Source organism: Mesorhizobium sp. BR1-1-6 (assembly GCF_020165355.1).
In the GTDB taxonomy this organism is placed as follows: domain Bacteria; phylum Pseudomonadota; class Alphaproteobacteria; order Rhizobiales; family Rhizobiaceae; genus Mesorhizobium.
The window spans coordinates 991,188-1,012,672 of sequence record NZ_JAIUHZ010000001.1; the positions used below are offsets into that span (position 1 = coordinate 991,188).

At 62.4% G+C, this 21,485-nt stretch carries 26 protein-coding genes; 17 read left to right on the forward strand and 9 right to left on the reverse strand.

Annotated features, from left to right (window positions below; translation table 11 throughout):
• Positions 1-17 precede the first annotated feature (17 nt).
• Positions 18-332, forward strand: a complete 315-nt coding sequence (locus tag LB545_RS04860; protein ID WP_140491227.1) for a MocE family 2Fe-2S type ferredoxin — start codon at positions 18-20, stop codon at positions 330-332.
• Positions 329-1,567 carry an NAD(P)/FAD-dependent oxidoreductase gene (locus tag LB545_RS04865; RefSeq protein WP_224704538.1) on the forward strand — a complete coding sequence of 413 codons (1,239 nt, stop codon included), beginning with the start codon at positions 329-331 and terminating at the stop codon, positions 1,565-1,567. The genes LB545_RS04860 and LB545_RS04865 overlap by 4 nt, the downstream gene beginning before the upstream one ends.
• A gap of 69 nt (positions 1,568-1,636) precedes the next feature.
• Here the strand turns inward: LB545_RS04865 and LB545_RS04870 are convergent, their stop codons facing one another.
• The 5 genes from LB545_RS04870 to hslV all read right to left on the reverse strand — a co-directional run bounded on the left by LB545_RS04870 (position 1,637) and on the right by hslV (position 5,837).
• On the reverse strand, positions 1,637-2,596 hold the full coding sequence (locus tag LB545_RS04870; protein ID WP_140899266.1) for a DUF1402 family protein: 960 nt from the start codon (positions 2,594-2,596) through the stop codon (positions 1,637-1,639).
• A gap of 163 nt (positions 2,597-2,759) precedes the next feature.
• Positions 2,760-4,070, reverse strand: coding sequence for an ATP-dependent protease ATPase subunit HslU (gene hslU / locus LB545_RS04875; RefSeq protein ID WP_140517738.1), 1,311 nt, complete (start codon positions 4,068-4,070; stop codon positions 2,760-2,762).
• 4 nt (positions 4,071-4,074) lie between these two features.
• Positions 4,075-4,674: a DUF2585 domain-containing protein gene (locus tag LB545_RS04880; RefSeq protein ID WP_140491219.1), complete on the reverse strand. Its 600-nt coding sequence runs from the start codon at positions 4,672-4,674 to the stop codon at positions 4,075-4,077.
• 3 nt (positions 4,675-4,677) lie between these two features.
• Positions 4,678-5,211 carry a GNAT family N-acetyltransferase gene (locus LB545_RS04885; RefSeq protein ID WP_224704540.1) on the reverse strand — a complete coding sequence of 178 codons (534 nt, stop codon included), beginning with the start codon at positions 5,209-5,211 and terminating at the stop codon, positions 4,678-4,680.
• A 74-nt stretch (positions 5,212-5,285) separates the two neighbouring features.
• Positions 5,286-5,837, reverse strand: coding sequence for an ATP-dependent protease subunit HslV (gene hslV / locus LB545_RS04890; protein WP_140524119.1), 552 nt, complete (start codon positions 5,835-5,837; stop codon positions 5,286-5,288).
• A gap of 213 nt (positions 5,838-6,050) precedes the next feature.
• Between hslV and hisB the strand changes: the two genes are divergently transcribed.
• From hisB to LB545_RS04940, 10 genes are all read left to right on the forward strand, one after another.
• On the forward strand, positions 6,051-6,650 hold the full coding sequence (hisB, locus tag LB545_RS04895; RefSeq protein ID WP_140625509.1) for an imidazoleglycerol-phosphate dehydratase HisB: 600 nt from the start codon (positions 6,051-6,053) through the stop codon (positions 6,648-6,650).
• Positions 6,651-6,653: 3 nt separating this feature from the next.
• Complete coding sequence (locus tag LB545_RS04900; protein ID WP_140524116.1) at positions 6,654-7,130, forward strand: DUF2628 domain-containing protein; 477 nt, start codon at positions 6,654-6,656, stop codon at positions 7,128-7,130.
• 1 nt (position 7,131) lies between these two features.
• Positions 7,132-7,782: an imidazole glycerol phosphate synthase subunit HisH gene (gene hisH, locus LB545_RS04905; protein WP_140524114.1), complete on the forward strand. Its 651-nt coding sequence runs from the start codon at positions 7,132-7,134 to the stop codon at positions 7,780-7,782.
• A gap of 6 nt (positions 7,783-7,788) precedes the next feature.
• Positions 7,789-8,079 carry a DUF1330 domain-containing protein gene (locus LB545_RS04910; RefSeq protein ID WP_140524112.1) on the forward strand — a complete coding sequence of 97 codons (291 nt, stop codon included), beginning with the start codon at positions 7,789-7,791 and terminating at the stop codon, positions 8,077-8,079.
• Between the two features lie 4 nt (positions 8,080-8,083).
• Entirely contained in the window at positions 8,084-8,833 is a 750-nt protein-coding gene (hisA, locus tag LB545_RS04915; RefSeq protein ID WP_224704543.1) for a 1-(5-phosphoribosyl)-5-[(5-phosphoribosylamino)methylideneamino]imidazole-4-carboxamide isomerase, read from the forward strand.
• Positions 8,830-9,666 (forward strand): arginase family protein, encoded by an 837-nt coding sequence (locus LB545_RS04920; protein ID WP_140563527.1) that lies wholly within the window; start codon positions 8,830-8,832, stop codon positions 9,664-9,666. Before hisA ends, LB545_RS04920 begins: the two co-directional genes overlap by 4 nt.
• Positions 9,663-10,457, forward strand: coding sequence for an imidazole glycerol phosphate synthase subunit HisF (hisF, locus tag LB545_RS04925; protein ID WP_181170860.1), 795 nt, complete (start codon positions 9,663-9,665; stop codon positions 10,455-10,457). The genes LB545_RS04920 and hisF overlap by 4 nt, the downstream gene beginning before the upstream one ends.
• Before the next feature lie 33 nt (positions 10,458-10,490).
• Positions 10,491-10,814 carry a phosphoribosyl-ATP diphosphatase gene (locus tag LB545_RS04930; protein WP_140554568.1) on the forward strand — a complete coding sequence of 108 codons (324 nt, stop codon included), beginning with the start codon at positions 10,491-10,493 and terminating at the stop codon, positions 10,812-10,814.
• Positions 10,815-10,837: 23 nt separating this feature from the next.
• Positions 10,838-11,797 carry a type I pantothenate kinase gene (coaA, locus tag LB545_RS04935; RefSeq protein WP_140491197.1) on the forward strand — a complete coding sequence of 320 codons (960 nt, stop codon included), beginning with the start codon at positions 10,838-10,840 and terminating at the stop codon, positions 11,795-11,797.
• Positions 11,798-11,940: 143 nt separating this feature from the next.
• Positions 11,941-13,533: a hypothetical protein gene (locus LB545_RS04940; protein WP_224704545.1), complete on the forward strand. Its 1,593-nt coding sequence runs from the start codon at positions 11,941-11,943 to the stop codon at positions 13,531-13,533.
• On the opposite strand, the gene LB545_RS04945 is transcribed toward LB545_RS04940, so the two are convergent.
• The 4 genes from LB545_RS04945 to LB545_RS04960 form a co-directional block, all read right to left on the reverse strand.
• The gene (locus LB545_RS04945) at positions 13,527-14,144 is read right to left on the reverse strand and encodes an alpha-ketoglutarate-dependent dioxygenase AlkB family protein (RefSeq protein ID WP_224704546.1); all 618 of its coding nucleotides are present in this window, start codon (positions 14,142-14,144) and stop codon (positions 13,527-13,529) included. The two genes, LB545_RS04940 and LB545_RS04945, sit on opposite strands and share 7 nt — an antisense overlap.
• A gap of 103 nt (positions 14,145-14,247) precedes the next feature.
• Positions 14,248-14,721, reverse strand: coding sequence for a peptidoglycan-binding protein LysM (gene lysM / locus LB545_RS04950; protein WP_140491191.1), 474 nt, complete (start codon positions 14,719-14,721; stop codon positions 14,248-14,250).
• Positions 14,722-14,810: 89 nt separating this feature from the next.
• Positions 14,811-15,248, reverse strand: coding sequence for an alternative ribosome rescue aminoacyl-tRNA hydrolase ArfB (gene arfB / locus LB545_RS04955; protein WP_224704547.1), 438 nt, complete (start codon positions 15,246-15,248; stop codon positions 14,811-14,813).
• Between the two features lie 84 nt (positions 15,249-15,332).
• Positions 15,333-16,943 carry a phosphoenolpyruvate carboxykinase gene (locus LB545_RS04960; protein ID WP_224704548.1) on the reverse strand — a complete coding sequence of 537 codons (1,611 nt, stop codon included), beginning with the start codon at positions 16,941-16,943 and terminating at the stop codon, positions 15,333-15,335.
• A gap of 343 nt (positions 16,944-17,286) precedes the next feature.
• Here LB545_RS04960 and LB545_RS04965 point away from each other — a divergent pair, with 343 nt between their 5' ends.
• The 5 genes from LB545_RS04965 (at position 17,287) to LB545_RS04985 (ending at position 21,431) form a co-directional block, all read left to right on the forward strand.
• The gene (locus tag LB545_RS04965; protein WP_010912942.1) at positions 17,287-17,988 is read left to right on the forward strand and encodes a response regulator transcription factor; all 702 of its coding nucleotides are present in this window, start codon (positions 17,287-17,289) and stop codon (positions 17,986-17,988) included.
• Between the two features lie 143 nt (positions 17,989-18,131).
• The gene (locus tag LB545_RS04970; RefSeq protein ID WP_140491185.1) at positions 18,132-19,916 is read left to right on the forward strand and encodes a sensor histidine kinase; all 1,785 of its coding nucleotides are present in this window, start codon (positions 18,132-18,134) and stop codon (positions 19,914-19,916) included.
• A 210-nt stretch (positions 19,917-20,126) separates the two neighbouring features.
• On the forward strand, positions 20,127-20,573 hold the full coding sequence (locus tag LB545_RS04975) for an HPr kinase/phosphorylase (RefSeq protein WP_140524428.1): 447 nt from the start codon (positions 20,127-20,129) through the stop codon (positions 20,571-20,573).
• A 163-nt stretch (positions 20,574-20,736) separates the two neighbouring features.
• Positions 20,737-21,138: a PTS sugar transporter subunit IIA gene (locus tag LB545_RS04980; RefSeq protein ID WP_140628767.1), complete on the forward strand. Its 402-nt coding sequence runs from the start codon at positions 20,737-20,739 to the stop codon at positions 21,136-21,138.
• A complete protein-coding gene (locus LB545_RS04985; RefSeq protein ID WP_140491179.1) occupies positions 21,135-21,431 on the forward strand; it encodes an HPr family phosphocarrier protein in 297 nt (98 codons plus the stop codon). Before LB545_RS04980 ends, LB545_RS04985 begins: the two co-directional genes overlap by 4 nt.
• Positions 21,432-21,485: the final 54 nt, after the last annotated feature.

The following is a 21,485-nucleotide window of genomic DNA, read 5'->3' on the forward strand; positions in this document are numbered from 1 at the left end:
TTTCGCGGGAGAAATGTATGAGCGACTGGGTCGAGGCCTGTGCCGTGGGAGACATCGACGAAGAAGATGTGATGCGGTTCGATCACGGCGGCCGCAGCTACGCCATCTATCGCAGCCCCGATGACGAGTTTTTCGCCACCGACGGCCTTTGCACGCACGAAAAGGTGCATCTCGCCGACGGGCTCGTCATGGACGACATCATCGAATGCCCCAAGCACAATGGCCGCTTCAACTACAAGACAGGCCAGGCCAAGGGTGCGCCGGCCTGCGTCAACCTCAGGACCTATCCGGTCAAGGTCGAGGCCGGCAGCGTCCTCGTCCAGATCGGATGACCGGTATGACGCGCGGAATGGTCATCATCGGCGCCGGGGAATGCGGCGGCCGGGCAGCGCTTGCATTGCGTGACCTCGGCTATGAGGGACCGGTGACGCTGGTCGGCGACGAGCCGCATCTACCCTATGAACGGCCGCCTCTGTCCAAGGACGCCATGGCCGGCGGCGTGCCCGAGATCAAGGCGATCGCCAGCGACGAGATCCTCGCCGAAAAGTCCATCCGGCATATCCATTCCATTCAGGCTGCAGCGATCGATCGCGCCGCGCATACTGTGCGCCTGTCGGACGGTTCGGTCCTGCCCTACGACAAGCTGCTGCTGGCGACCGGCTCGACGCCGCGCAAACTGCCGATGCCCGGCCTTGGCGGGCGCTGCGTCTACCTCAGGACCTTCGCCGATGCGCTGGCCATCCGCGCCCATCTCAAGGCGGGTAACCGCATTGCCGTCATCGGCGGCGGCTTCATCGGCCTCGAGCTCGCCGCGGCGGCCCGCAAGCTCGGTGCTGCGGTCGCCGTCATCGAGGCGCAGCCGCGTATCCTGATGCGCGGCGTACCGGCCGAGATAGCCAAGGTCGTCCATGACACCCACGTCGCCGAAGGCGTCGACATAGCGTGCGGCGAAGGCATTGCCTTGATCGCCGACGACGGCAGGCAGGTGCGCATCGCGCTTGCCGGCGGCCGCGAAATCCTCGCCGATCTCACCATCATCGGCATCGGCGCCGTGCCGGTGACGGCTCTTGCCGCCGAAGCGGGACTGGCCATCGACAACGGCATATCAGTCGACGCCGAACTGCGCAGCAGCGACCCCGACATCTTCGCTGCCGGCGATTGCTGTTCGTTCCCGCTTGCCGTCTATGGCGGCCGTCGCGTGCGGCTGGAGGCCTGGCGCAACGCCCAGGAACAAGGCGCGCTGGCGGCAAAAAACATGCTCGGCGCCGGCGAAGCACATGCGGCGGTGCCGTGGTTCTGGTCGGATCAATACGGCCTGTCCCTGCAGATCGCGGGGCTTTCCGACGAAGGCCGCAGCACGGTGCGCCGCGATCTCGGCGAGCACGCCTTCATCCTCTTTCATCTTGCCGAGGACGGCAGGCTGGTGGCCGCCAGCGGCATCGGGCCGGGCAATGCGGTCGCCCGCGATATCAGGCTGGCGGAGATGCTGATCGGCAAACGGGCGAGGCCGGCGCCGGAAGCGCTCGGTTCGCAGGCGGTGAAATTGAAGTCGCTGCTGGCGGCGTAGGATGCAACGCCAATTGTCAGGGTCTGCGGCGCAGGCGTTGGCAAATTAACGTCAGCGCGCCTGAGCTCCCTAAAACAGCGCCTTCAGCTCCGGTAGTTTGTCATTGACCAGCCAGCCGTAATAATTCTCCGCCGGCAGCTTCACCGGCTCGCCGGCGGCGCTGCGCTTGTCGTTCTCCGCCTTCAGCGCATAGGCGCGTTGCTCGGGATTGCCGACATTGTAGAGCGTGGCGGTCAGGCCCGGATTGCCCGAAATGTCGAAGCCGGCGATGCTCTTATAGGCGTCGATCGATTTCCGGATCGTCGCGGCAACGTAGGGCAGCGTCAGGTCGGGATCCATGATGGTCTTGTAGACCGCATTGGGATCGCCGACGTCGAGCTTGGGCAGGCCGGAAACCTTGTGCACGAGATCGCTCATCTGGAGCGCGGTCAGCGGATTGAGTTGGCCGAGACCAAAGGTCTGGCCGGCATAGTAGGGTTGGAAGAAAGTGGCGCCGAAACGGTCGTTGGGGAAATCCTCGCCGCCGACGGTCTTGCCGCGGAACGAACGGTTCCACACCTGCTCGCGGCATTCCCACAAATCGTAACTGTCGGACATTCCGGCGCATTTCCTGAATTCCGGCCGCTGCACGAAATCCGTGATGTCCTCGCCATCATAGGCGAAGGACAGCTTGCTGGAGAGATAGGAGATCGCCTTGACGTAGTAGGTCTGCAGCCGGTCGTAGGCGTCGACATTGTAGGTGTGCTCGCCGACGATGGCGCCGACAATGTGCATTGGATCGATGCCGTAGACGCTTGCCGCCTTCTTGATCTTGCCGCGCAGGTCGGCGTCGTTCTGCAGCAGCGCGTAGACCTTGCGGTATTTTGCCTGGAACGTGGTGTTGGTGGCCTGCGTGCGCCGGCTCGAGGCTCCCGGAATGCTGGGCTGCTCGGCATTGCGGTTTCCCGGCGGCACCAGGGTTGCCGCGTCGGCGCCGAACAGCGTTGCCGCCAGCGTCAAGCCGAGAATGACTGGGATGAGTTTTTTCATGCGCCCCGCCGCCTAGAGAATTGCCGCGCAAACTAGGTAAAGCTCCTGGTCGAGTCGAGAGCGGCCCTGCGCTCGGCAGAACGAAAGGTGGCCGAATGATACCATCCGGCCACACATGATCCATTCGCCCGACAGGCGCCGGAACGATCCGGCGCGCGCCTGCTCAAAGAATGAAGCGCGACAGATCGGTGTTCCTCGACAAGTCGCCGACATGTTTCTCCACATAGGCGGCGTCGATGGTCACCGCAGTGCCGTTGCGGTCCGGCGCGTCGTAGGAGATCTCGTCCAGCACGCGCTCCATCACCGTCTGCAAACGCCTTGCGCCGATATTCTCGACGCTGGCGTTGAGGTCGACGGCGATGCCGGCCAGCGAATCGATGGCGTCGTCGGTGAAGGTCAGGTCGACGCCTTCGGTCTTCATCAGCGCGATATACTGCTTGATCAGGCTCGCTTCCGTCTCGGTCAGGATGCGGACGAAGTCCTCCTTCTCCAGGGCGCGCAATTCGACGCGGATCGGCAGGCGGCCCTGCAGCTCTGGCAAGAGGTCGGACGGCTTCGAGACGTGGAACGCACCCGACGCGATGAACAGGATGTGGTCGGTCTTCAGCGGTCCATATTTGGTCGCCACCGTGGTGCCTTCGACCAGCGGCAGCAAGTCGCGCTGCACGCCTTCGCGCGAAGGGCCGCCGGAGATGTCCGACCGGGCCGCGATCTTGTCGATCTCGTCGAGGAAGACGATGCCGTCATTTTCCGCGGCGTCCAGCGCCCGGCGCACCACCTCGTCCTGGTCGAGCAGCTTGTCGGACTCGTCGTTGACCAGCAGGTCGTAGGATTCCTTCACCGTCGTCTTGCGCAATTTGGTCTTCTTGCCGCCCATCGCCTTCGACAGCATGTCGTTGATGTTGAGCACGCCGATATTGGCGCCCGGCATGCCGGGAATCTCGAAACCGGGCATGCCGCCATTGCCGGTGTCGGCCACTTCGATCTCGATCTCCTTGTCGTCGAGTTCGCCCTCGCGCAGCTTCTTGCGGAAGGAATCGCGCGTGGCAGGGCTGGCAGTCTTGCCGACCAGCGCCTCCAGCACGCGTTCCTCGGCGTTGACATGGGCGCGCGCCTTGACGTCCTCACGCATCTTCTCGCGCACCAGGCCGATGGCGACCTCGACGAGGTCGCGCACGATCTGCTCGACATCGCGGCCGACATAGCCGACCTCGGTGAATTTGGTCGCCTCGACCTTGACGAAGGGCGCACCGGCCAGCCGCGCCAGGCGGCGCGAGATTTCGGTCTTGCCGACGCCGGTCGGCCCGATCATGAGGATGTTCTTCGGCATCACCTCTTCGCGCATCTGGCCTTCCAGCTGCTGGCGGCGCCAGCGGTTGCGCAAGGCGATGGCCACGGCACGCTTGGCGTCCTTCTGGCCGATGATGAAGCGGTCGAGTTCCGAAACGATTTCGCGGGGAGAAAATGTGCTCATATCACTAAATTCCACTTTGCCACTGCTTGATGGCCTCGAACGGATGCAGCAGCATGATCACGTTGAGTGTCAGATTGTCCCGGATAAGGTAGCCCGTACCCAGTTCGAAAAGGATGGCGAGGCTGACGATCACCCATATAGGTAGCCTTCGCGCCATCACAAATCCCAGCACCATGGCCAGTGTATCGGACACCGAATTGATGATGCTGTCGCCGTAATAGTCGAGCGAGATGGTGCCGGCGCGGTAGCGCTCTATGATGAACGGGCTGTTCTCGATCAGCTCCCAGCCGCCCTCTATGAAGACGGCGAAAGCCAGCCTTAAGCCGACCGGCGATCGCGGAAACAGGAACCTGGCCAGCGCATAGAACAGGAAACCGTGGATGATGTGCGAGAACGTGTACCAGTCCGATATATGCTGGGAATTCTCGGAACTGTTCACCACGCCGTGCCAGAGCTTGACATAGCCGCAGGTGCAGATCGGCGGATGCCCCATGCCATAGAGGGCTCCAGCCTGGAAGATGACCAGGGCGAGCACGAGCAGAAGCCCCATCCGCCAGCTGTCTTCATAGGCCGAGAGCGTTCTGTCCTCGCCAACTGCGTTCATCCGTCAGTTCCCCGCTTCCGTGTCGCCCGCTTGCCTCTCGTGCGCATCGATTGCCATCAGCAAGACGTCGCCATATCTGGATTGCCGGCGATCAATTGTCCGGAATCCCGCCTTTTCATAGGCGCGGATGGCGCGTCCATTGGATGGGTCGGGATCGATGATGACGCGCGGCACGCCTTCCTCGAACAACTGCTCGACGAACTGCCGCACGATCGCCGAACCATGGCCGATGCCGACCAGTTCCGGCCGGCCGATCGACAGGTCGATGCCGAGCGTCCCGAACGGCTGGTCGGCATAAGGGTGGTCTTCTTCCAGGTGTGGATCGTAGCTTTGCAGGTAAGCGATCGGCGTGCCGTCGAGTTCCACGATCAGCGGCTCGACGGAAATCGAATCGATATGATCGCGAATCTCGGCGATTTCCGTCTCGGGATCGTCCCACCACTGAGCGACATGCGGTTCGGCGAGCCAGCCGGCGATCATCGGCAGGTCCTTCTGGGTCACCGGCCGAAAATCGTAGCTATGGTCGTGTCTTTCCATGATCTTCTCCGAAGCCGGCCTCCATTTTTCGCTTGCGCGGTCTTTCGGATCGGGATCATGGACGCCGGCCTGTTTCAGGCGGCATCGAGTGTTTCGACGACGAAATTGTTATTGGTGTAGACGCAGATGTCGGAGGCGATCTGCATCGCCTTGCGCGCGATCTCCTCGGCATCCTTGTCGCTGTCCATCAAGGCGCGGGCCGCAGCCAGCGCATAGTTGCCGCCTGAACCGATGGCCATGACGCCATGCTCGGGCTCGAGCACGTCGCCGGTGCCGGTCAGCGCCAGCGAGACCGACTTGTCGGCCACCAGCATCATCGCTTCCAGCCGGCGCAGATAGCGGTCGGTGCGCCAGTCCTTGGCGAGTTCGACGCAGGCGCGCGTCAACTGGTCGGGATATTGTTCGAGCTTGGCTTCGAGCCGCTCCAGAAGCGTGAAGGCGTCCGCCGTGGCGCCGGCGAAACCGGCGATCACGTTTCCGCCCTTGCCGATGCGGCGCACCTTTCTGGCATTGCCCTTCATGATGGTCTGGCCAAGGCTGACCTGGCCGTCGCCGGCGATCACCACCTTGTTGCCCTTGCGTACCGTCACGATGGTCGTGGCGTGCATGGTCAGTTCATTGGACATTTGCTGCTCCGATTCGCGCCATTCCTAAAAAGGCGATCGGCGCGGTACGAGTGACTTTGATCGGCCCATATGTATGCATGGGGGCGGTGATTGCAAACGCTCGATACCGACCCGGATGGCAACTGGCAATCGCCGGATCATGCTGCTAGAAGGCTTTCGTTTTCAAGCAGGCGAACGCCTGAAGCGCTTAAACTCACGGACAAGGACAAGGCCATGTCGCCCCGTTCCGCCGAAATCAGCCGCAAGACCAGGGAAACCGACATCGCCGTGTCGGTCCATGTCGACGGCTCCGGCAAATCGGACATCGTGACCGGCGTCGGCTTCTTCGATCATATGCTCGACCAGCTTGCGCGCCATTCGCTGATCGACATGACCGTTCGGGCCACGGGCGACCTGCACATAGACGACCACCACACGGTCGAGGACACCGGCATCGCGCTCGGCCAGGCGCTGGCCAAGGCGCTGGGCGAGCGGCGCGGCATCATGCGCTATGCCTCGATCGATCTTGCCATGGACGAGACGCTGACGCGCGCGGCGATCGATGTCTCCGGCCGTCCCTTCCTGGTGTGGAACGTTTCGTTTTCCTCGCCCAAGATCGGCACCTTCGACACCGAACTCGTGCGCGAGTTCTTCCAGGCGCTGGCACAGAACGCCGGCATCACGCTGCATGTCACCAATCACTATGGCGCCAACAACCACCACATTGCCGAAACCTGCTTCAAGGCGGTGGCGCGTGCGCTGCGGACAGCACTGGAGCGCGATCCGCGCCAGCCGGACGCGGTTCCCTCCACCAAGGGATCGTTGAAGGGATAGGTCATGGCCAGCTATGTGGTGATGGAACCGCCGGGCCCTGGCGAAAAGGCAGATGCGACGGCGCTTGTCCGCGACGGCTTCACCTGGCTCGGCCTGCTGGTGCCGCCGCTGTGGTTCGCCTGGCATCGGCTGTGGATCGAAGCGGCACTCACCTTCATTGTCATGGCGGTGCTTTCGATGCTTGGCGAAAGGCTCGGTCTCGGGTTGGCTGGTTCGCTGCTGTCCCTGCTTGTCTCGCTCTATGTCGGCTTGGAAGGGCAGGCGCTGCGCATCGCGGCGCTCCGCCGCCGCGGCTGGCGCGAATGGGGGGTGGTCGAAGCCGGTTGGCTCGACGATGCCGATGCGCGCTTTGCCCTGGAGGCCGAGCGGCATGCGGATGGAGCCGAGCCTGTGCCGCGCATGGTGCCGGACGCCGCCCTGGCGCGCCCGGCGCAGCCGGGCATGGCGCTGGGGCTGACCCACATTCCGGGAAGACGCTGACATGCGCGTTGCGATCATCGATTACGGCTCGGGCAATTTGCGCTCGGCCACCAAGGCCTTCGAGCGCGCGGCGCGCGAGGCGGGCATCGCCGCCGGCATTGATCTGACGGCCGACGCCGAGCGGGTGCGCACGGCCGATCGCATCGTGCTGCCCGGGGTCGGCGCCTATGCCGATTGCGCCGCCGGACTGCGTGCCGTCCCCGGCATGTGGGAAGCTGTCGAGGAAGTCGCCATCGCCAAGGGGCGTCCATTCCTCGGCATCTGCGTCGGCATGCAGCTGATGTCCCAGCGGGGCCTCGAAAAGACGATCACCGATGGCTTTGGCTGGATATCAGGTGACGTGAAGGAGATCGCGCCGGCCGATCCGGCACTGAAGATCCCGCAGATCGGCTGGAACACGATCGAGCTGATGCGCAAGCATCCGCTGTTCTCCGGCGTTCCAACCGGGCCAACCGGCCTGCACGCCTATTTCGTCCATTCCTATCATCTCGATGCGCGCAAGCCCGACGAGGTGCTGGCGATCGCCGACTATGGCGGCCCGGTAACGGCGACCGTCGCCCGCGACAATCTCGTCGGCACGCAGTTCCACCCAGAGAAGAGCCAGGCGCTGGGCCTCGCCCTGATCACCAATTTCCTGCGCTGGAGGCCTTGAGAAGCCATGAGCAAGAAGGGCTATTGGATGGCGATGATCGATGTTCGCGATCCCGATCTGTACAAGCGGTATATCGAGGCGAATGCCGTTGCCTTCGCCAAGTACGGCGCGAAATTCGTCGTGCGGGCGGGACGCCACGAGAGCCCGGAAGGGCCAACCGGCAACCGCCACGTCTTGGTCGAGTTCGAATCCTACGCCAGGGCGGTCGAATGCTATCATTCGCCGGAATATCAGCAGGCCTCTAAATTCCGGCTTGCCGCCTCGACCGGCCATTTTGTCATTGTCGAAGGCGCCTGAGAAAATGATCCTGTTTCCGGCAATCGACCTCAAGGACGGCCAGTGCGTGCGCCTCAGGCACGGCGACATGGCGACCGCGACCATCTACAACGACGACCCGGCCGCCCAGGCAAAGGCATTTGAAGAGCAGGGCTTCGAATGGCTGCATGTCGTCGACCTCAATGGCGCCTTCCAGGGTCAGAGCGTCAACAGCGCCGCGGTCGGCGCCATCCTCAAGGCGACCAAGAACCCGGTGCAGCTCGGCGGCGGCATCCGCACGCTCGAGCAGATCGAGGATTGGCTCGACCGCGGGCTTGCCCGTGTCATTCTCGGCACCGTGGCCGTGCGCGATCCGGACCTGGTCAGGCAGGCCTGCAAGGCCTTTCCGGGCAGGGTCGCCGTCGGCATCGACGCCAAGGGCGGCAAGGTGGCGGTCGAGGGCTGGGCCGAAGCGTCGAGCCTCGGCGTCGTTGAGCTAGCCAGGAAATTCGAAGGCGCCGGCGTCGCCGCCATCATCTACACCGACATCGACCGCGATGGCGTGCTGACCGGCATCAACTGGGATTCCACGATCAGCCTCGCCGACGCCGTGTCGATCCCCGTCATCGCCTCTGGCGGCCTCGCCTCGATCGCCGACATCGTGCGCATGACCATGCCCGACGCGCAAAAGCTCGAAGGGGCGATCTCCGGCCGTGCGCTTTACGACGGCCGTATCGACCCGGCCGAAGCATTGGCGATCCTGAAAGGCGCGCCCCCGGTGGAGATGCGATCTTGAAAGTCTCGATCATCCTGGCCTCCTATGACAGCGGCCATTATCATGGCGGCATGGGGCAGGGGCCGGACGCGCTGATTGCGGGCGGACTGGTCGAAGCCTTGACCATGGCCGGCCACGATGTCGCGGTCGAGGACATCGGCAAGGTCGGCGATGCCCAGGAGCGTGAGATCGCCACCGGTTTCGCTGTCTGCAATGCCGTTTCGGGCGAGGTCCGCATTGCCCGCGACAGGGGACGCTTTCCCATCGTGCTGGCCGGAAACTGCCTGACATCAGCCGGCGCGGTCGCCGGCGAAGGCGCCGACGCGATCATCTGGGCCGACCAGCACGGCGACCTCAACACGCCCGACACATCCATATACGGGTTTCTCGACGGCATGGCGCTGGCCACCGTGCTTGGCCTGTGCTGGCGCCCGATGGCGGCGGCCATTCCCGGCTTCCAGCCGATCGATCCGTCGCGCTGCGTGCTCGTCAACGCTCGCGATCTCGACCCGGACGAGAAACAGCTTCTGGAGGCATTGCCGGTGATCCGCACGGAATGTCCGGGAGCGGCAGCGGCAACCGAAAAACTCAAGGTCGCCGGCGCTAAACGCGTGCACTTGCATCTCGATCTCGACGTGCACGACCCTGAGGCGCTGCAGGCCAACCGCTATGTAGCGCCGGGCGGGCCGAACCCGGAACAATTGCGCGACGCGACCTGCGCTATGGCGCTTGCGGTGCCGATCGTCGGCATCACCGTTTCCGCCTACGATCCGGCTTTCGATGCGCAGGCCGATGTGCCGCCGCTGGTCGGGCAGCTGCTCAACGATCTCATAGCCACGATAGAAGGCCGCTGATGCTGAAAGCCCGCGTCATCCCCTGTCTCGACGTCAAGGGCGGCCGCGTCGTCAAGGGGGTCAACTTCGTCGATCTCGTCGATGCCGGCGATCCTGTCGAGGCCGCCAAGGCCTATGACGCGGCCGGCGCCGACGAGCTTTGCTTCCTCGACATTACCGCGTCATCGGACAATCGCGAGACCATCTTCGATGTCGTCGCCCGCACGGCCGAGCAATGTTTCATGCCGCTCACCGTCGGCGGCGGCGTACGCCAGGTCGCCGATATCCGGAAATTGCTCCTGGCCGGCGCCGACAAGGTGTCGATCAACACGGCGGCGGTCAAGAACCCGGATTTCGTCGCCGAGGCCGCCGACAAGTTCGGCAACCAGTGCATCGTCGTCGCCATCGACGCCAAGAAAGTGTCGGGCGCCAGCGAGGCCGACCGCTGGGAGATATTCACCCACGGCGGACGGGAAAAAACCGGCATGGATGCGATCGAATTCGCCCGGAAAATGGTCGATCGCGGTGCCGGCGAGATCCTGTTGACCTCGATGGACCGCGACGGCACCAAGGCCGGTTACGACATCGCGCTGACCCGCGCGGTATCGGACGCGGTGCGCGCCCCGGTAATCGCTTCGGGCGGTGTCGGCACGCTCGACCATATGGTCGAAGGCATTCGCGACGGTCATGCAGGTGCCGTGCTGGCGGCCTCCATCTTCCATTTCGGCACCTATACGATCGCCGAGGCCAAGGCCCATATGGCGCAAGCCGGCCTGCCGATGCGGCTGGACTCCTCGGGCGATCGGCCCTAGAGGCTTGCGGCTAAGAAACAGGGCCAAGGCGCCATGACCGGGTTTTCACTCTCCGACCTGGAGACAATCGTCAGCGAACGCGCCCATTCCGGCGATCCGGACTCGTGGACCGCCAAGCTTTACGCGCGCGGCATCGAGAAGGCGGCGCAGAAGCTCGGCGAAGAGGCGGTCGAGACGGTGATTGCCGCCATCAAGAGTGACAAACAGGCGCTCGTTTCGGAAAGTGCCGATCTTATATATCATTGGCTCGTCGTCCTCGGCATTTCGGGTGTGCCGTTGGACGACGTGCTTAGGGAGCTCGAAAGCCGCACCGGGCGTTCGGGTATCGCCGAGAAGGCGTCACGGTCCAAGCGCTGACCGCGAGGAGGGCAGGAATCTCGATGGATCAGCTCGCACCGACCGAGAAATATTCCCCCTTTCGCTTTTTCTCGGCCGAGCAATGGTCGCAATTCCGCGCCGACACGCCGCTGACGCTGAGCGAGGATGAATTCCGCCGCCTGCGTTCGCTGAACGATCCAATCGATCTCGAAGAGGTCAAGCGCATCTATCTGTCGCTGTCGCGGCTTCTGTCGGCGCATGTCGAGGCCAGCCAGTTGCTGTTCCGCCAGCGCCAGGCTTTCTTCAACGCCTCGGACGTGGTCAAGACGCCCTTCATCATCGGCATCGCCGGTTCGGTCGCGGTCGGCAAATCGACCACGGCGCGCGTGCTGAAGGAGCTGCTCGCGCGCTGGCCGTCCAGCCCCAAGGTCGATCTCATCACCACCGACGGTTTCCTGCTGCCCAACGAGGTGCTGCGCCGCGAAAACCTGATGGAGCGCAAGGGCTTTCCCGACAGCTACGACGTGGGCGCGCTGCTGCGCTTCCTCTCGGGCATCAAGTCGGCGCTGCCCGATATCCGCGCGCCGGTCTATTCGCACCTCACCTATGACGTCATCCCCGGCGAGTTCGTCACCATCGACCGGCCCGACATCCTGATCTTCGAGGGCATCAATGTGCTGCAGCCGGGCAAGCTGCCGCAGGACGGCAAGATCGTGCCTTTCCTGTCCGACTTCTTCGACTTCGCCATCTACATCGATGCCGACGAGAAGCTGATCCACGAATGGTACATTTCCCGCTTCATGCGGCTGCGCGAGACCGCTTTCCGCAATCCGGAATCGTTCTTCCATCGCTATTCGCAACTGTCGGAGGATTCAGCGCGGGCGATTGCCGAAGGCCTGTGGACCAACATCAACCTGAAGAACCTGCGCGAAAACATCCTGCCGACACGCGCCCGCGCCGACTTGATCTTACGCAAAGGCGCCGACCACCTCGTCGAGGAAGTGGCGCTCAGGAAGCTTTAGCTGGCGCGATTAACGGCACTTTAGGCTATCCGAGCTAGTTTCCGATGCAATCTTAATGGGATCGCAAGCAGCTATGCCTCTGTCCCAGTTTCGATCATGACCTTTAATCTTTTGCGGAGGCTCGTCCTTTTAGAGGCAATCATATGAGCTTGTCGGGCGCAAGAACGTTCGATGCGATGGTCGCATCCCAGTACCGTATCGGCAGTCTGCGGCAATTCTCGCTCGTTGGACTGGTCGTCGTGATCTCCTTTTTCATGCCTTGGACAGCGGGTGACAACACCGATGTGAGTTGGATAATCATTATCTGCGAGAAGATTTTTTCTGGTCAGAAACTCTATGTCGACATTTTAGAAACCAACCCGCCTTTTTCGGTCGCTCTGTATATCGGACCAGTGTGGTTGTCCCATAGGTTGGGAATTTCGCCGGAATTGGTGATCGAATATTTCATCTATCTTATCTTCGTCGTTTCGATTTTGTTGTCGGCCCTTGTGATCGAGAAAGGCAGGATCTTTGTCGATCTCAGAACCCAGTGGGTCTATCCCATGCTCGCGGTTCTGCTTCTGATCATGCCAGGGAATATTTTCGGACAACGCGAGCATATCGGTATGATGCTGTTCATGCCGATGCTGTTCCTGATGATGTGGCGTTCTAACGATAGTCCAGGCCAGCATATACCATTTGCACTTGCATTCACCGTTGGGCTGGCGGCAAGCGTGTTGCTGCTCGTTAAGCCCCACTGGGCACTTGGCATCGCACTGCCTTATGTTGTCATCGCCTGGCGAAGGCGGTCGCTTCTGGCCTGCCTGACTGTTGAGAATATCGTCATAGGCGCGATCTGCACGGGGTATCTCGCCAGCGTGCGAATATGGTTCCCAGAATTTCTTGATACATTCTTGCCTTTGCTGATGCGCTACTATGTCAGTCTGCGGGCCAACATAAATATTCTGTTGGCGCTGCCGACCTTTGCGGTGTTCGTCGTTTTTATAGCCTTCCAGATGCGGAAATCTGCTTGGCGAAGTGATGTGGCAATTGCGGTAACAAGTGGCGCAGGCTTCTTTGTCTCAATGGCATATCTTGGCAAATATTGGCCCAATCACCAGTATCCGTATCAGCTTGCGTTGCTGGTTGCGATGCTGTTGGCTGTTGCATCGCGACGGCAAAAAGTGCTCGCGCTTTCAGGAGAAGAAGCGGCTTCGGAGCGCGCCAATGCAAGACTTCATTCTAGCGCCGCCTTTGCCGTGGTTGTCGCTCTCACGGTAACGCACCACCAGTTTTACCAGATGCCGGAAAAGAGCCTGGTCGATGCAATCAAGGCCCGATACTCCTCGCCGTCCATTGTTCAGGTCAGTTCGGATCTTTCCGTCGGGAATCCGCTGGCGAGGATGGTCAATGGCCGCTGGCTTTCAGCCTACGCTCATGATTGGGTTGGCGCCCATGCGCTTTGGGGTTTGATGAAAGGCAACTATCACGGCGAAGACGAACGAATAGCGCGGCACGACCTCGACAACTATACGCTTTATGTCAACTCCTTGATCCGCGACAACAAGCCGGACATCATCCTTGTCGATCGCTTGGACAAGAAGAAATCCGTGTTGTCGTTGGCGGCGACTTATCCTCCAATATGGACTACCTGGATGCGTCAGAACGCTGACTTCCAGGCCTTGATGAGCAATTACGAAGAGATCGCGCTAGGAGACTACATCGAGGTCTATGCGCGGCGCAGCAGTGCTCACTGACCCCTCGTCACCCGCCGCAGCGTCAGATTGATCCTGCCGCCATTTTTCAGCAGCGCCGAGGTCGAGGGATAGATGCGGTCGACGCCGTGGAAGCAGAGGCGTCCCTCGCCGCCGAGCACGACGACGTCGCCGCTCTTCAGCCTGAACGACCGGGTCGCCCCCTCGCGCGTCGTCTGGCCGACCCTGAACAGGCAGTCGTCGCCCAGCGAGACCGAGACGACGGGTGCTGAGAAATCCTCCTCGTCGCGGTCCTGATGCAGGCCCATCTTCGCATCCGCCGCGTAGAAATTGACCAGGCATGCCTGCGGCGGATGCGGGTAGGCCGAGACCTCTCGCCACAACCGCATCAGCACATCAGGGATCAGCGGCCACGGCGTCCCTGTCACCGGGTGCATCGGCTGGTAGCGATAGCCGCGTTCCTTGTCGGTGACCCAGCCGAGCGGACCGCAATTGGTCATGCGCACGCTCATTTCCTTGCCGGTGCGCGGCATGGCCGGCACGAATAGCGGCGCCTGCTGGACGATGCCTCTCACATCCTCCACCAGCGCCTCCTGCACGTCGCGGGACAGATAGGCCGGCATGTGGCGGACGCCATTGGGCAGAACGAGCATGAGGTCGGTCGCTAGCTCCGTTTCGTCGGTTCGAGCATGCCATCTGAAAATGAAAACGGCGACCCGAAAGCCGCCGTTCCCGAAAAATTCGCGTCTCCCTTGATCAGGTGAGGTCTGGAATGCGAAGGACCTGCCCCGGATAGATCTTGTCGGGATGGGTCAGCATCGGCTTGTTGGCCTCGAAGATGACCGTGTTCTTGGCGCCCTTGCCCTTGCCATAGCTTTTCTCGGCGATCTTCCAGAGATTGTCGCCCTTCTGGACGGTGTAGAAGGTCGGTTCCTTGGCCGCGGCCGCCGCCGAACCGGAGGCCGGCGCGACCTGCAACTCGTCCGCCTGCACCTTGGAGACGCCTAGCGTGTTGCCGACGGCGATGACCGCCTTTTCGAAAACCGACTGGTCCTTGACCACGCCCTTCAGCACCGCCGTGTCGCCCTGGACGACGACCTGCACGCCGTCGGTACCGAGCTTGTGCGAATCGAGTTCTTTCTTGAGCGTGTCGGCGCTGGGTGCCGCTTCCTCGTCACCGCCTATGCCGAGCTTTTTGCCGACGCTCTTGACGAAATCGAACATACCCATTTCCAGGTCTCCTTGCTGTGGCAATGAGTAAACCTTGCATCTGCAAAGCGAAATTGAAAGCGGGTTCACGCGCGCGATTGGTGTGTTGCTTATTCGTTCTCTACCCGGCCGCGCAGTTTCTTGATGGTGCCGCGTCCGGCCTTGCTCTTCAGCCGCCGTTCGACCGCGCCTTTCGACGGTCTCGTCTTCTTGCGCGGCGGCGGTGGCGGCTCGGCCGCCTTGGCGACCAGCGCCGTCAGCCGCGCCCGTGCATCCGCCCGGTTCTGCTCCTGCGTGCGGAAGCGTCCGGCTTCGATGACGATGACGCCGTCCTTGGTGGCGCGCTGGCCGGCAAGCCTGATCGTGCGTTCGCGCACGCGCTCCGACAGGCCGGGTGCGTTGCGTGCATCGAAGCGCAGCTGCACCGCCGTCGCCACCTTGTTGACGTTCTGCCCGCCGGGGCCGGAGGAGCGGATGAAATCCTCGTGCAGATCACCCGGATGGATCACGGCATCGTCGGCAATGATGATTGTGTCGTCGCTCGTCATGCCGCAGTCATGGCGCGGCGCACGAAAAAAGAAAAGGCCCGATCGGGACCGGGCCTTGCGAGGATGGCTGAGCCTGGCGGGCGATTATTCCGCCGCTTCCCGCATGTGCGGCGCCGCGCCGAGGACGGAGGCGTCGACATGGTTTTCGAACTTCTCGAAATTGACGGCGAACATGCCGACCAGCCTTGCCGCTTGCCGGTCATAAGCGGATTTGTCGGCCCAGGTTGATCGCGGGTCGAGGATGGCGGCGTCGACGCCCGGCACCGCCACCGGCACCTCGAAACCGAAATTGGCGTCGGTACGGAAACCGGTCGTCTTCAGAGAGCCGTCGAGTGCCGCGGCAAGCAGCGCGCGCGTCGCCTTGATCGGCATCCGCCTGCCTGTGCCGTAGGCGCCGCCAGTCCAGCCGGTGTTGACCAGCCAGCAATCGGCACCGTGCTGCGCGATCAGCTCGCGCAGCAGATTGCCATATTCCGAGGGATGGCGCGGCATGAACGGCGCGCCGAAACAGGTCGAGAACGTCGCTTCGGGCTCGGTCACGCCCTTCTCCGTTCCGGCCACCTTGGCCGTGTAGCCGGACAGGAAATGATACATCGCCTGCGCCGGGGTCAGTCGTGCGATCGGCGGCATCACGCCGAAAGCGTCGGCGGTCAGCATGATGATGTTCCGGGGATGGCCGGCGCGCCCCGTCTTGCTGGCATTGGGTATGAAGTCGAGCGGATAGGCGCAGCGCGTGTTCTCGGTGAGCCGGCCGTCGTCGAAATCCGGCACGCCATGGGCGTCGAGAACGACGTTCTCCAGCACCGTGCCGAAGCGCTGCGTGGTGGCGAAAATCTCAGGCTCCGCTTCCGCCGACAGCTTGATGGTCTTGGCATAGCAGCCGCCTTCGAAATTGAAGATGCCGTGCGGCCCCCAGCCGTGCTCGTCGTCGCCGATCAGCGTGCGCGACGGATCGGCCGACAGCGTCGTCTTGCCGGTGCCCGACAGGCCGAAGAAAATCGCGGCGTCGCCGCCAGGGCCCTCATTGGCCGAGCAGTGCATCGGCATCACGCCCTTGGCCGGCAGCAGGTAGTTCAGCATTGTGAACACCGATTTCTTCATCTCGCCGGCATAGGAAGTGCCGCCGATCAGGACGATCTTGCGGGTGAGGTCGACGGCGATCACGGTTTCAGTGCGGGTGCCGTGGCGGGCGGGGTCGGCGCGGAAGGAGGGCAGGTCGATGATCGTCATCTCGGGCACGAAATGGTCGAGCTCCGCGGCTTCCGGACGGATCAGCAGGTTACGGATGAACAGCGAATGCCAGGCAAACTCGGTGATGACCCTGGTGGGCAGCTTCAGCTCATGGTCTGCGCCGCCCACCAGGTCCTGCACGTAGAGATCCTTGTCCGCGGCGTGCGCCCGGAACTCTTCGAACAGCGTCTCGAACTGCTCCGGCGAGATCGCCTTGTTGTTGTCCCACCAGATGTCATGCTCGGTGGCGCCGTCGCGGACGACGAACTTGTCCTTGGGCGAACGGCCGGTGTGCTGGCCTGTTTCGGCGACCAGCGCGCCGTGCGCGGTCAGCCGCGCTTCGCCGCGCCTGATCGATTCCTCGTAGAGGGCGGCCGCCCCGAAATTGTAGCGCACCAGGCCAGAGATTCTGAGACCGATACGATCGATCGCGCAGGCAGGATTGCGTTTGCCGACTTCCGACATGGGTGACCCTTCTCCGATTTGCCGCATCTTTGCCGGCGCCTTTCCGGCACGCCCACTACGCGAGCTTAGATGGTCAGAACCAGAAAAGCCGAATGATATCAAATCATTAATCGATTTAAATATTTTGAAAGTTGTTTAAATCGTTTATATGTGCAAAAAGTTTCGTGGTTGCCCAAAGGATTGGCGGCGCTGGTTCGTCCAATCCATATCGAGGTGCGATCGTGGCCGCCGGCATGCCGCCCGTGACAGCGGCGAAGGCCTATGCCACATTTTGTACCTAATTTGTCCTGCAAAAGCCCCTTCTCTACCAAAGAAGGGACAGCTCATGAGGGAGCCGCTTGAAATGGCAACAATCGCGCTTGTCGATGACGACCGCAACATTCTGACCTCGGTGTCGATCGCCCTCGAATCGGAAGGCTATCGCGTCGAAACCTACACGGATGGTGCGTCCGCGCTGGAAGGCCTGGCGGCGCGCCCGCCGAATCTCGCCATCCTCGACATCAAGATGCCGCGCATGGACGGCATGGAACTCTTGCGCCGGATGCGCCAGAAATCCGACCTGCCGGTCATCTTCCTGACCTCCAAGGACGACGAGATCGACGAGCTGTTCGGCCTCAAGATGGGCGCCGACGACTTCATCCGCAAACCCTTCTCGCAGCGTTTGCTGGTCGAGCGGGTGCGCGCGGTGTTGCGTCGTGCCAGCGCCCGTGAGGCCGCGGCAAAAGCGCCCAGCCAGCAGGCGCGCTCGCTCGAGCGCGGCCAGCTCGTCATGGACCAGGAACGCCACACCTGCACCTGGAAGGGGGAACCGGTGACGCTCACCGTCACCGAATTCCTGATCCTGCATTCGCTGGCACAGCGCCCCGGCGTCGTAAAAAGTCGTGATGCGCTGATGGATTCGGCTTATGATGAGCAGGTCTATGTTGACGACCGTACCATCGACAGCCACATCAAGCGGCTGCGCAAGAAGTTCAAGGCCGTCGACGACGACTTCGAGATGATCGAAACCCTTTACGGAGTCGGATACCGGTTCCGCGAGGCGTGAATAGGCGGGTAGGCAATAGAGAATAGTCGGTAGTCAGTTTTGAATGGTGCGAGCGGCCACCCGTGCATCGCCGCGATCTCAGCCAACCATTTCTCTATTCGCTACCCGCTACTCACTAATACTAAGCAGGGAACTGCTGTTCGATGGCAGTGGAAGCACAGCGGAGCAGATCGGCGGGCGTTGCAAGGCGGCCGGCGCGCATCATGCCCGCGTTCCTGTCGAAGCTCACCGTGCCCATGCGCCGCTTCCTCGGCCATCACATCTTTTCCAGCCTGACGCGGCGTATCCTCTTCCTCAATCTCGCCGGCCTCGCAGTCCTGGTCACCGGCATTCTCTATCTCAACACCTTCCGCGACGGGCTGATCGACGCCCGCGTCGAAAGCCTCATGACCCAGGGCGAGATCATCGCCGGCGCGATCGCTGCCTCGGCGACGGTCGAGACCGATTCGATCAGCATCGATCCGGAAAAGCTGCTTGAGCTGCAGGCCGGCGAAAGCCTGGGACCGGGCTCCGACCAGCTCGACAATCTGGATTTCCCGATCAATCCTGAACGCGTCGCCCCGGTGCTGCGCCGGCTGATCTCGCCGACCCGCACCCGCGCCCGCATCTACGACCGCGACGCCAATTTGCTGCTCGATTCGCGCCATCTCTATTCGCGCGGCCAGATCCTTCGGTACGATCTGCCCCCGGTCGACGAGGAAGAGCCCGACCTTGTCGAACGCATCCAGAAGTTCATCTTCGACTTCTTCCGCAACACCGATCTGCCGGTCTATCACGAGCAGCCGGGCGGCAATGGCGCCGCCTTCCCGGAAGTGGTCAAGGCGCTGACCGGCAGCCCGTCGACCATCGTCCGGATCAGCGAACAGGGCGAGCAGATCGTTTCCGTCGCGGTGCCGATCCAGCGCTTCCGCGCCGTTCTCGGCGTGTTGATGCTGTCGACCGAAGGCGGCGACATCGACAAGATCGTCGCCGCCGAACGCAAGGCGATCCTGCGCGTCTTTGGCATCGCGGCGCTCGTCACCGCCATCCTGTCGATGCTTCTGGCCTCCACCATCGCCAATCCGCTGCGCCGGCTGTCGGCGGCGGCCGTGCGGGTACGGCGCGGCGTCAAGAGCCGCGAGGAAATTCCTGATTTCTCCGACCGTCAGGACGAGATCGGCAATCTGTCGATTGCCGTGCGCGACATGACGAACGCGCTCTATGCGCGCATCGAGGCGATCGAGAGCTTCGCCGCCGATGTTTCCCATGAATTGAAGAACCCGCTGACCTCGCTGCGCAGCGCGGTGGAGACCTTGCCGCTGGCCAAGAACGACAATTCGCGCAGCCGGCTGATGGAGATCATCCAGCACGACGTCAGGCGGCTGGACCGTCTCATCACCGACATTTCGGATGCCTCCCGTCTCGACGCCGAGCTGGCGCGGGATGACGCGGGGACCGTGGACCTGAAGAAGTTCATCACCGACCTCGTCGCCGTCTCGCGTGAAACGACGCGCAACAAGAAGGCGGTCGAGATCGAGCTCAGGGTCGCCAAGCTGCCGCAGGGCGTCAAAGGCTATTTCGTCGTCGGCCACGACCTGCGCATCGGCCAGGTCATCACCAACCTGATCGAGAACGCCCGCTCCTTCGTGCCAGAGGAGCGCGGCCACATCATCCTGTCGCTGGCGCGCACCGGCAAGTTCAACATCCTCACCGTCGATGACAATGGTCCCGGCATCCGCGCCGACAACATCGATCGCATCTTCGAACGCTTCTACACCGACCGGCCCGCCGGCGAGGCGTTCGGCCAGAATTCAGGCCTTGGCCTGTCGATATCCAGGCAGATCGTCGAGGCCCATGGCGGCACGCTGACCGCCGAGAACATCCCCGGCACCAAGCCAGGCGAGATCAAGGGCGCCCGCTTCGTGGTTACGCTGCCGGCCGAAGCATGATCCCGAAAAGTGGGAACCGGTTTTCGGATCAGATCATGCCTCATGCAAAAATGATCCCGGATATCGCGGCCTTACGGCCGTCATCCTCGGGCTTGTCTCGAGGACCCGCCGCACAGCGTGGCTATGGTGCGAACACTATTGGAAGGCCTGCAGATCCTCGGGATGACGGCGTTGGATCAGGATTTCCGAAATACACAAGCGGGCACGCTCATGCAGCCTGAAAACATCCACGCAACGGCCATCCTGATCGGCGAGCGCGGCGTTCTCGTCAGCGGCGCATCCGGTTCGGGCAAGACGACGCTGGCGCTGGCGCTCATTGACCATTGCCACCCGCGAGGCTTGTTCTCACGGCTCGTCGGCGACGACCAGCTTTTCGTCATGGCACATGCGGGACGGCTGGTGTGCCGCGCGCCCGCCGCGATCGAGGGCCTGGTCGAGGTGCCCGGGCTTGGTCCGCGATCCGTGCCGTTTGAAGCGGGTGCCGTCATCGATCTGCATGTCAGGCTTTTGCCGGCCGGCGAAGTAGCACGCTTTCAGGAGGATGCCGACGACACCATCGCCGGCTGCCTGGTGCCGCGGATTGACGTTGCGGAACGCAATATTGCCGCTGCCTTGCCCGCCGTGATGGCGCATCTGTCGATCGCGCCTTTTCTATGATGCGACCGGGTTTTTTGCTGCAATGCGTCAAAATGGCATGGGCCGGCGCAATTTTGGGCTTGTCAACGAGCCGCGCGTCGACAAGATAGCGCTCCCGCCGCCTGGAATGGCTGGCGAGCATAAAATGCGCCTGTGAAGCGGCGATGACGGGAGCCACCAAAGAATGATCGGACTCGTGCTTGTAACGCACGGTCAACTGGCCACCGAGTTCCGACATGCCGTGGAACATGTCGTCGGGCCACAAGACAATTTCGAAACCGTGGCGATCGGGGCTGACGACGATATGGAGCAGCGCCGGCGCGACATCGTCGACGCCGTTGCCCGTGTCGACACCGGGGCGGGCGTGATCGTGTTGACCGACATGTTCGGCGGCACGCCTTCGAACCTTGCCATTTCCGTGATGGAGTCCGGCCGCACCGAGGTGATCGCCGGCATGAATTTGCCGATGCTGATCAAGCTCTCCTCGATCCGCAAGAGCGACAACATGGCGGCGGCCCTCGACGAGGCGCAGGCGGCGGGGCGCAAATACATCAATGTCGCCAGCCAGCTCCTGAGCAGCAAATGAGCACGATGTCGTCGGAAAAGGACCAGATCGTCCGTGAATTTCCGATCGTCAACCAGCGCGGCCTGCACGCGCGCGCCTCGGCCAAGTTCGTACAGCTCGCCAGCGGCTACAACGCATCGGTCCATGTCGAGAAGGACGGCGTCAAGGTCGGCGGCACCTCGATCATGGGCCTGATGATGCTGGCGGCAAGTCCGGGCTATTCGATTCGCGTCACCGCCAGCGGTCCCGAAGCGCTTGAGGTCATGAATGCGCTGGAGCAGCTGGTCGCGTCCCGCTTCGGCGAGGAATGCTGATCCTTTACCTCCGCATGAAAGACATGCAGGGATAAAGATTTCTTTATATCCCAT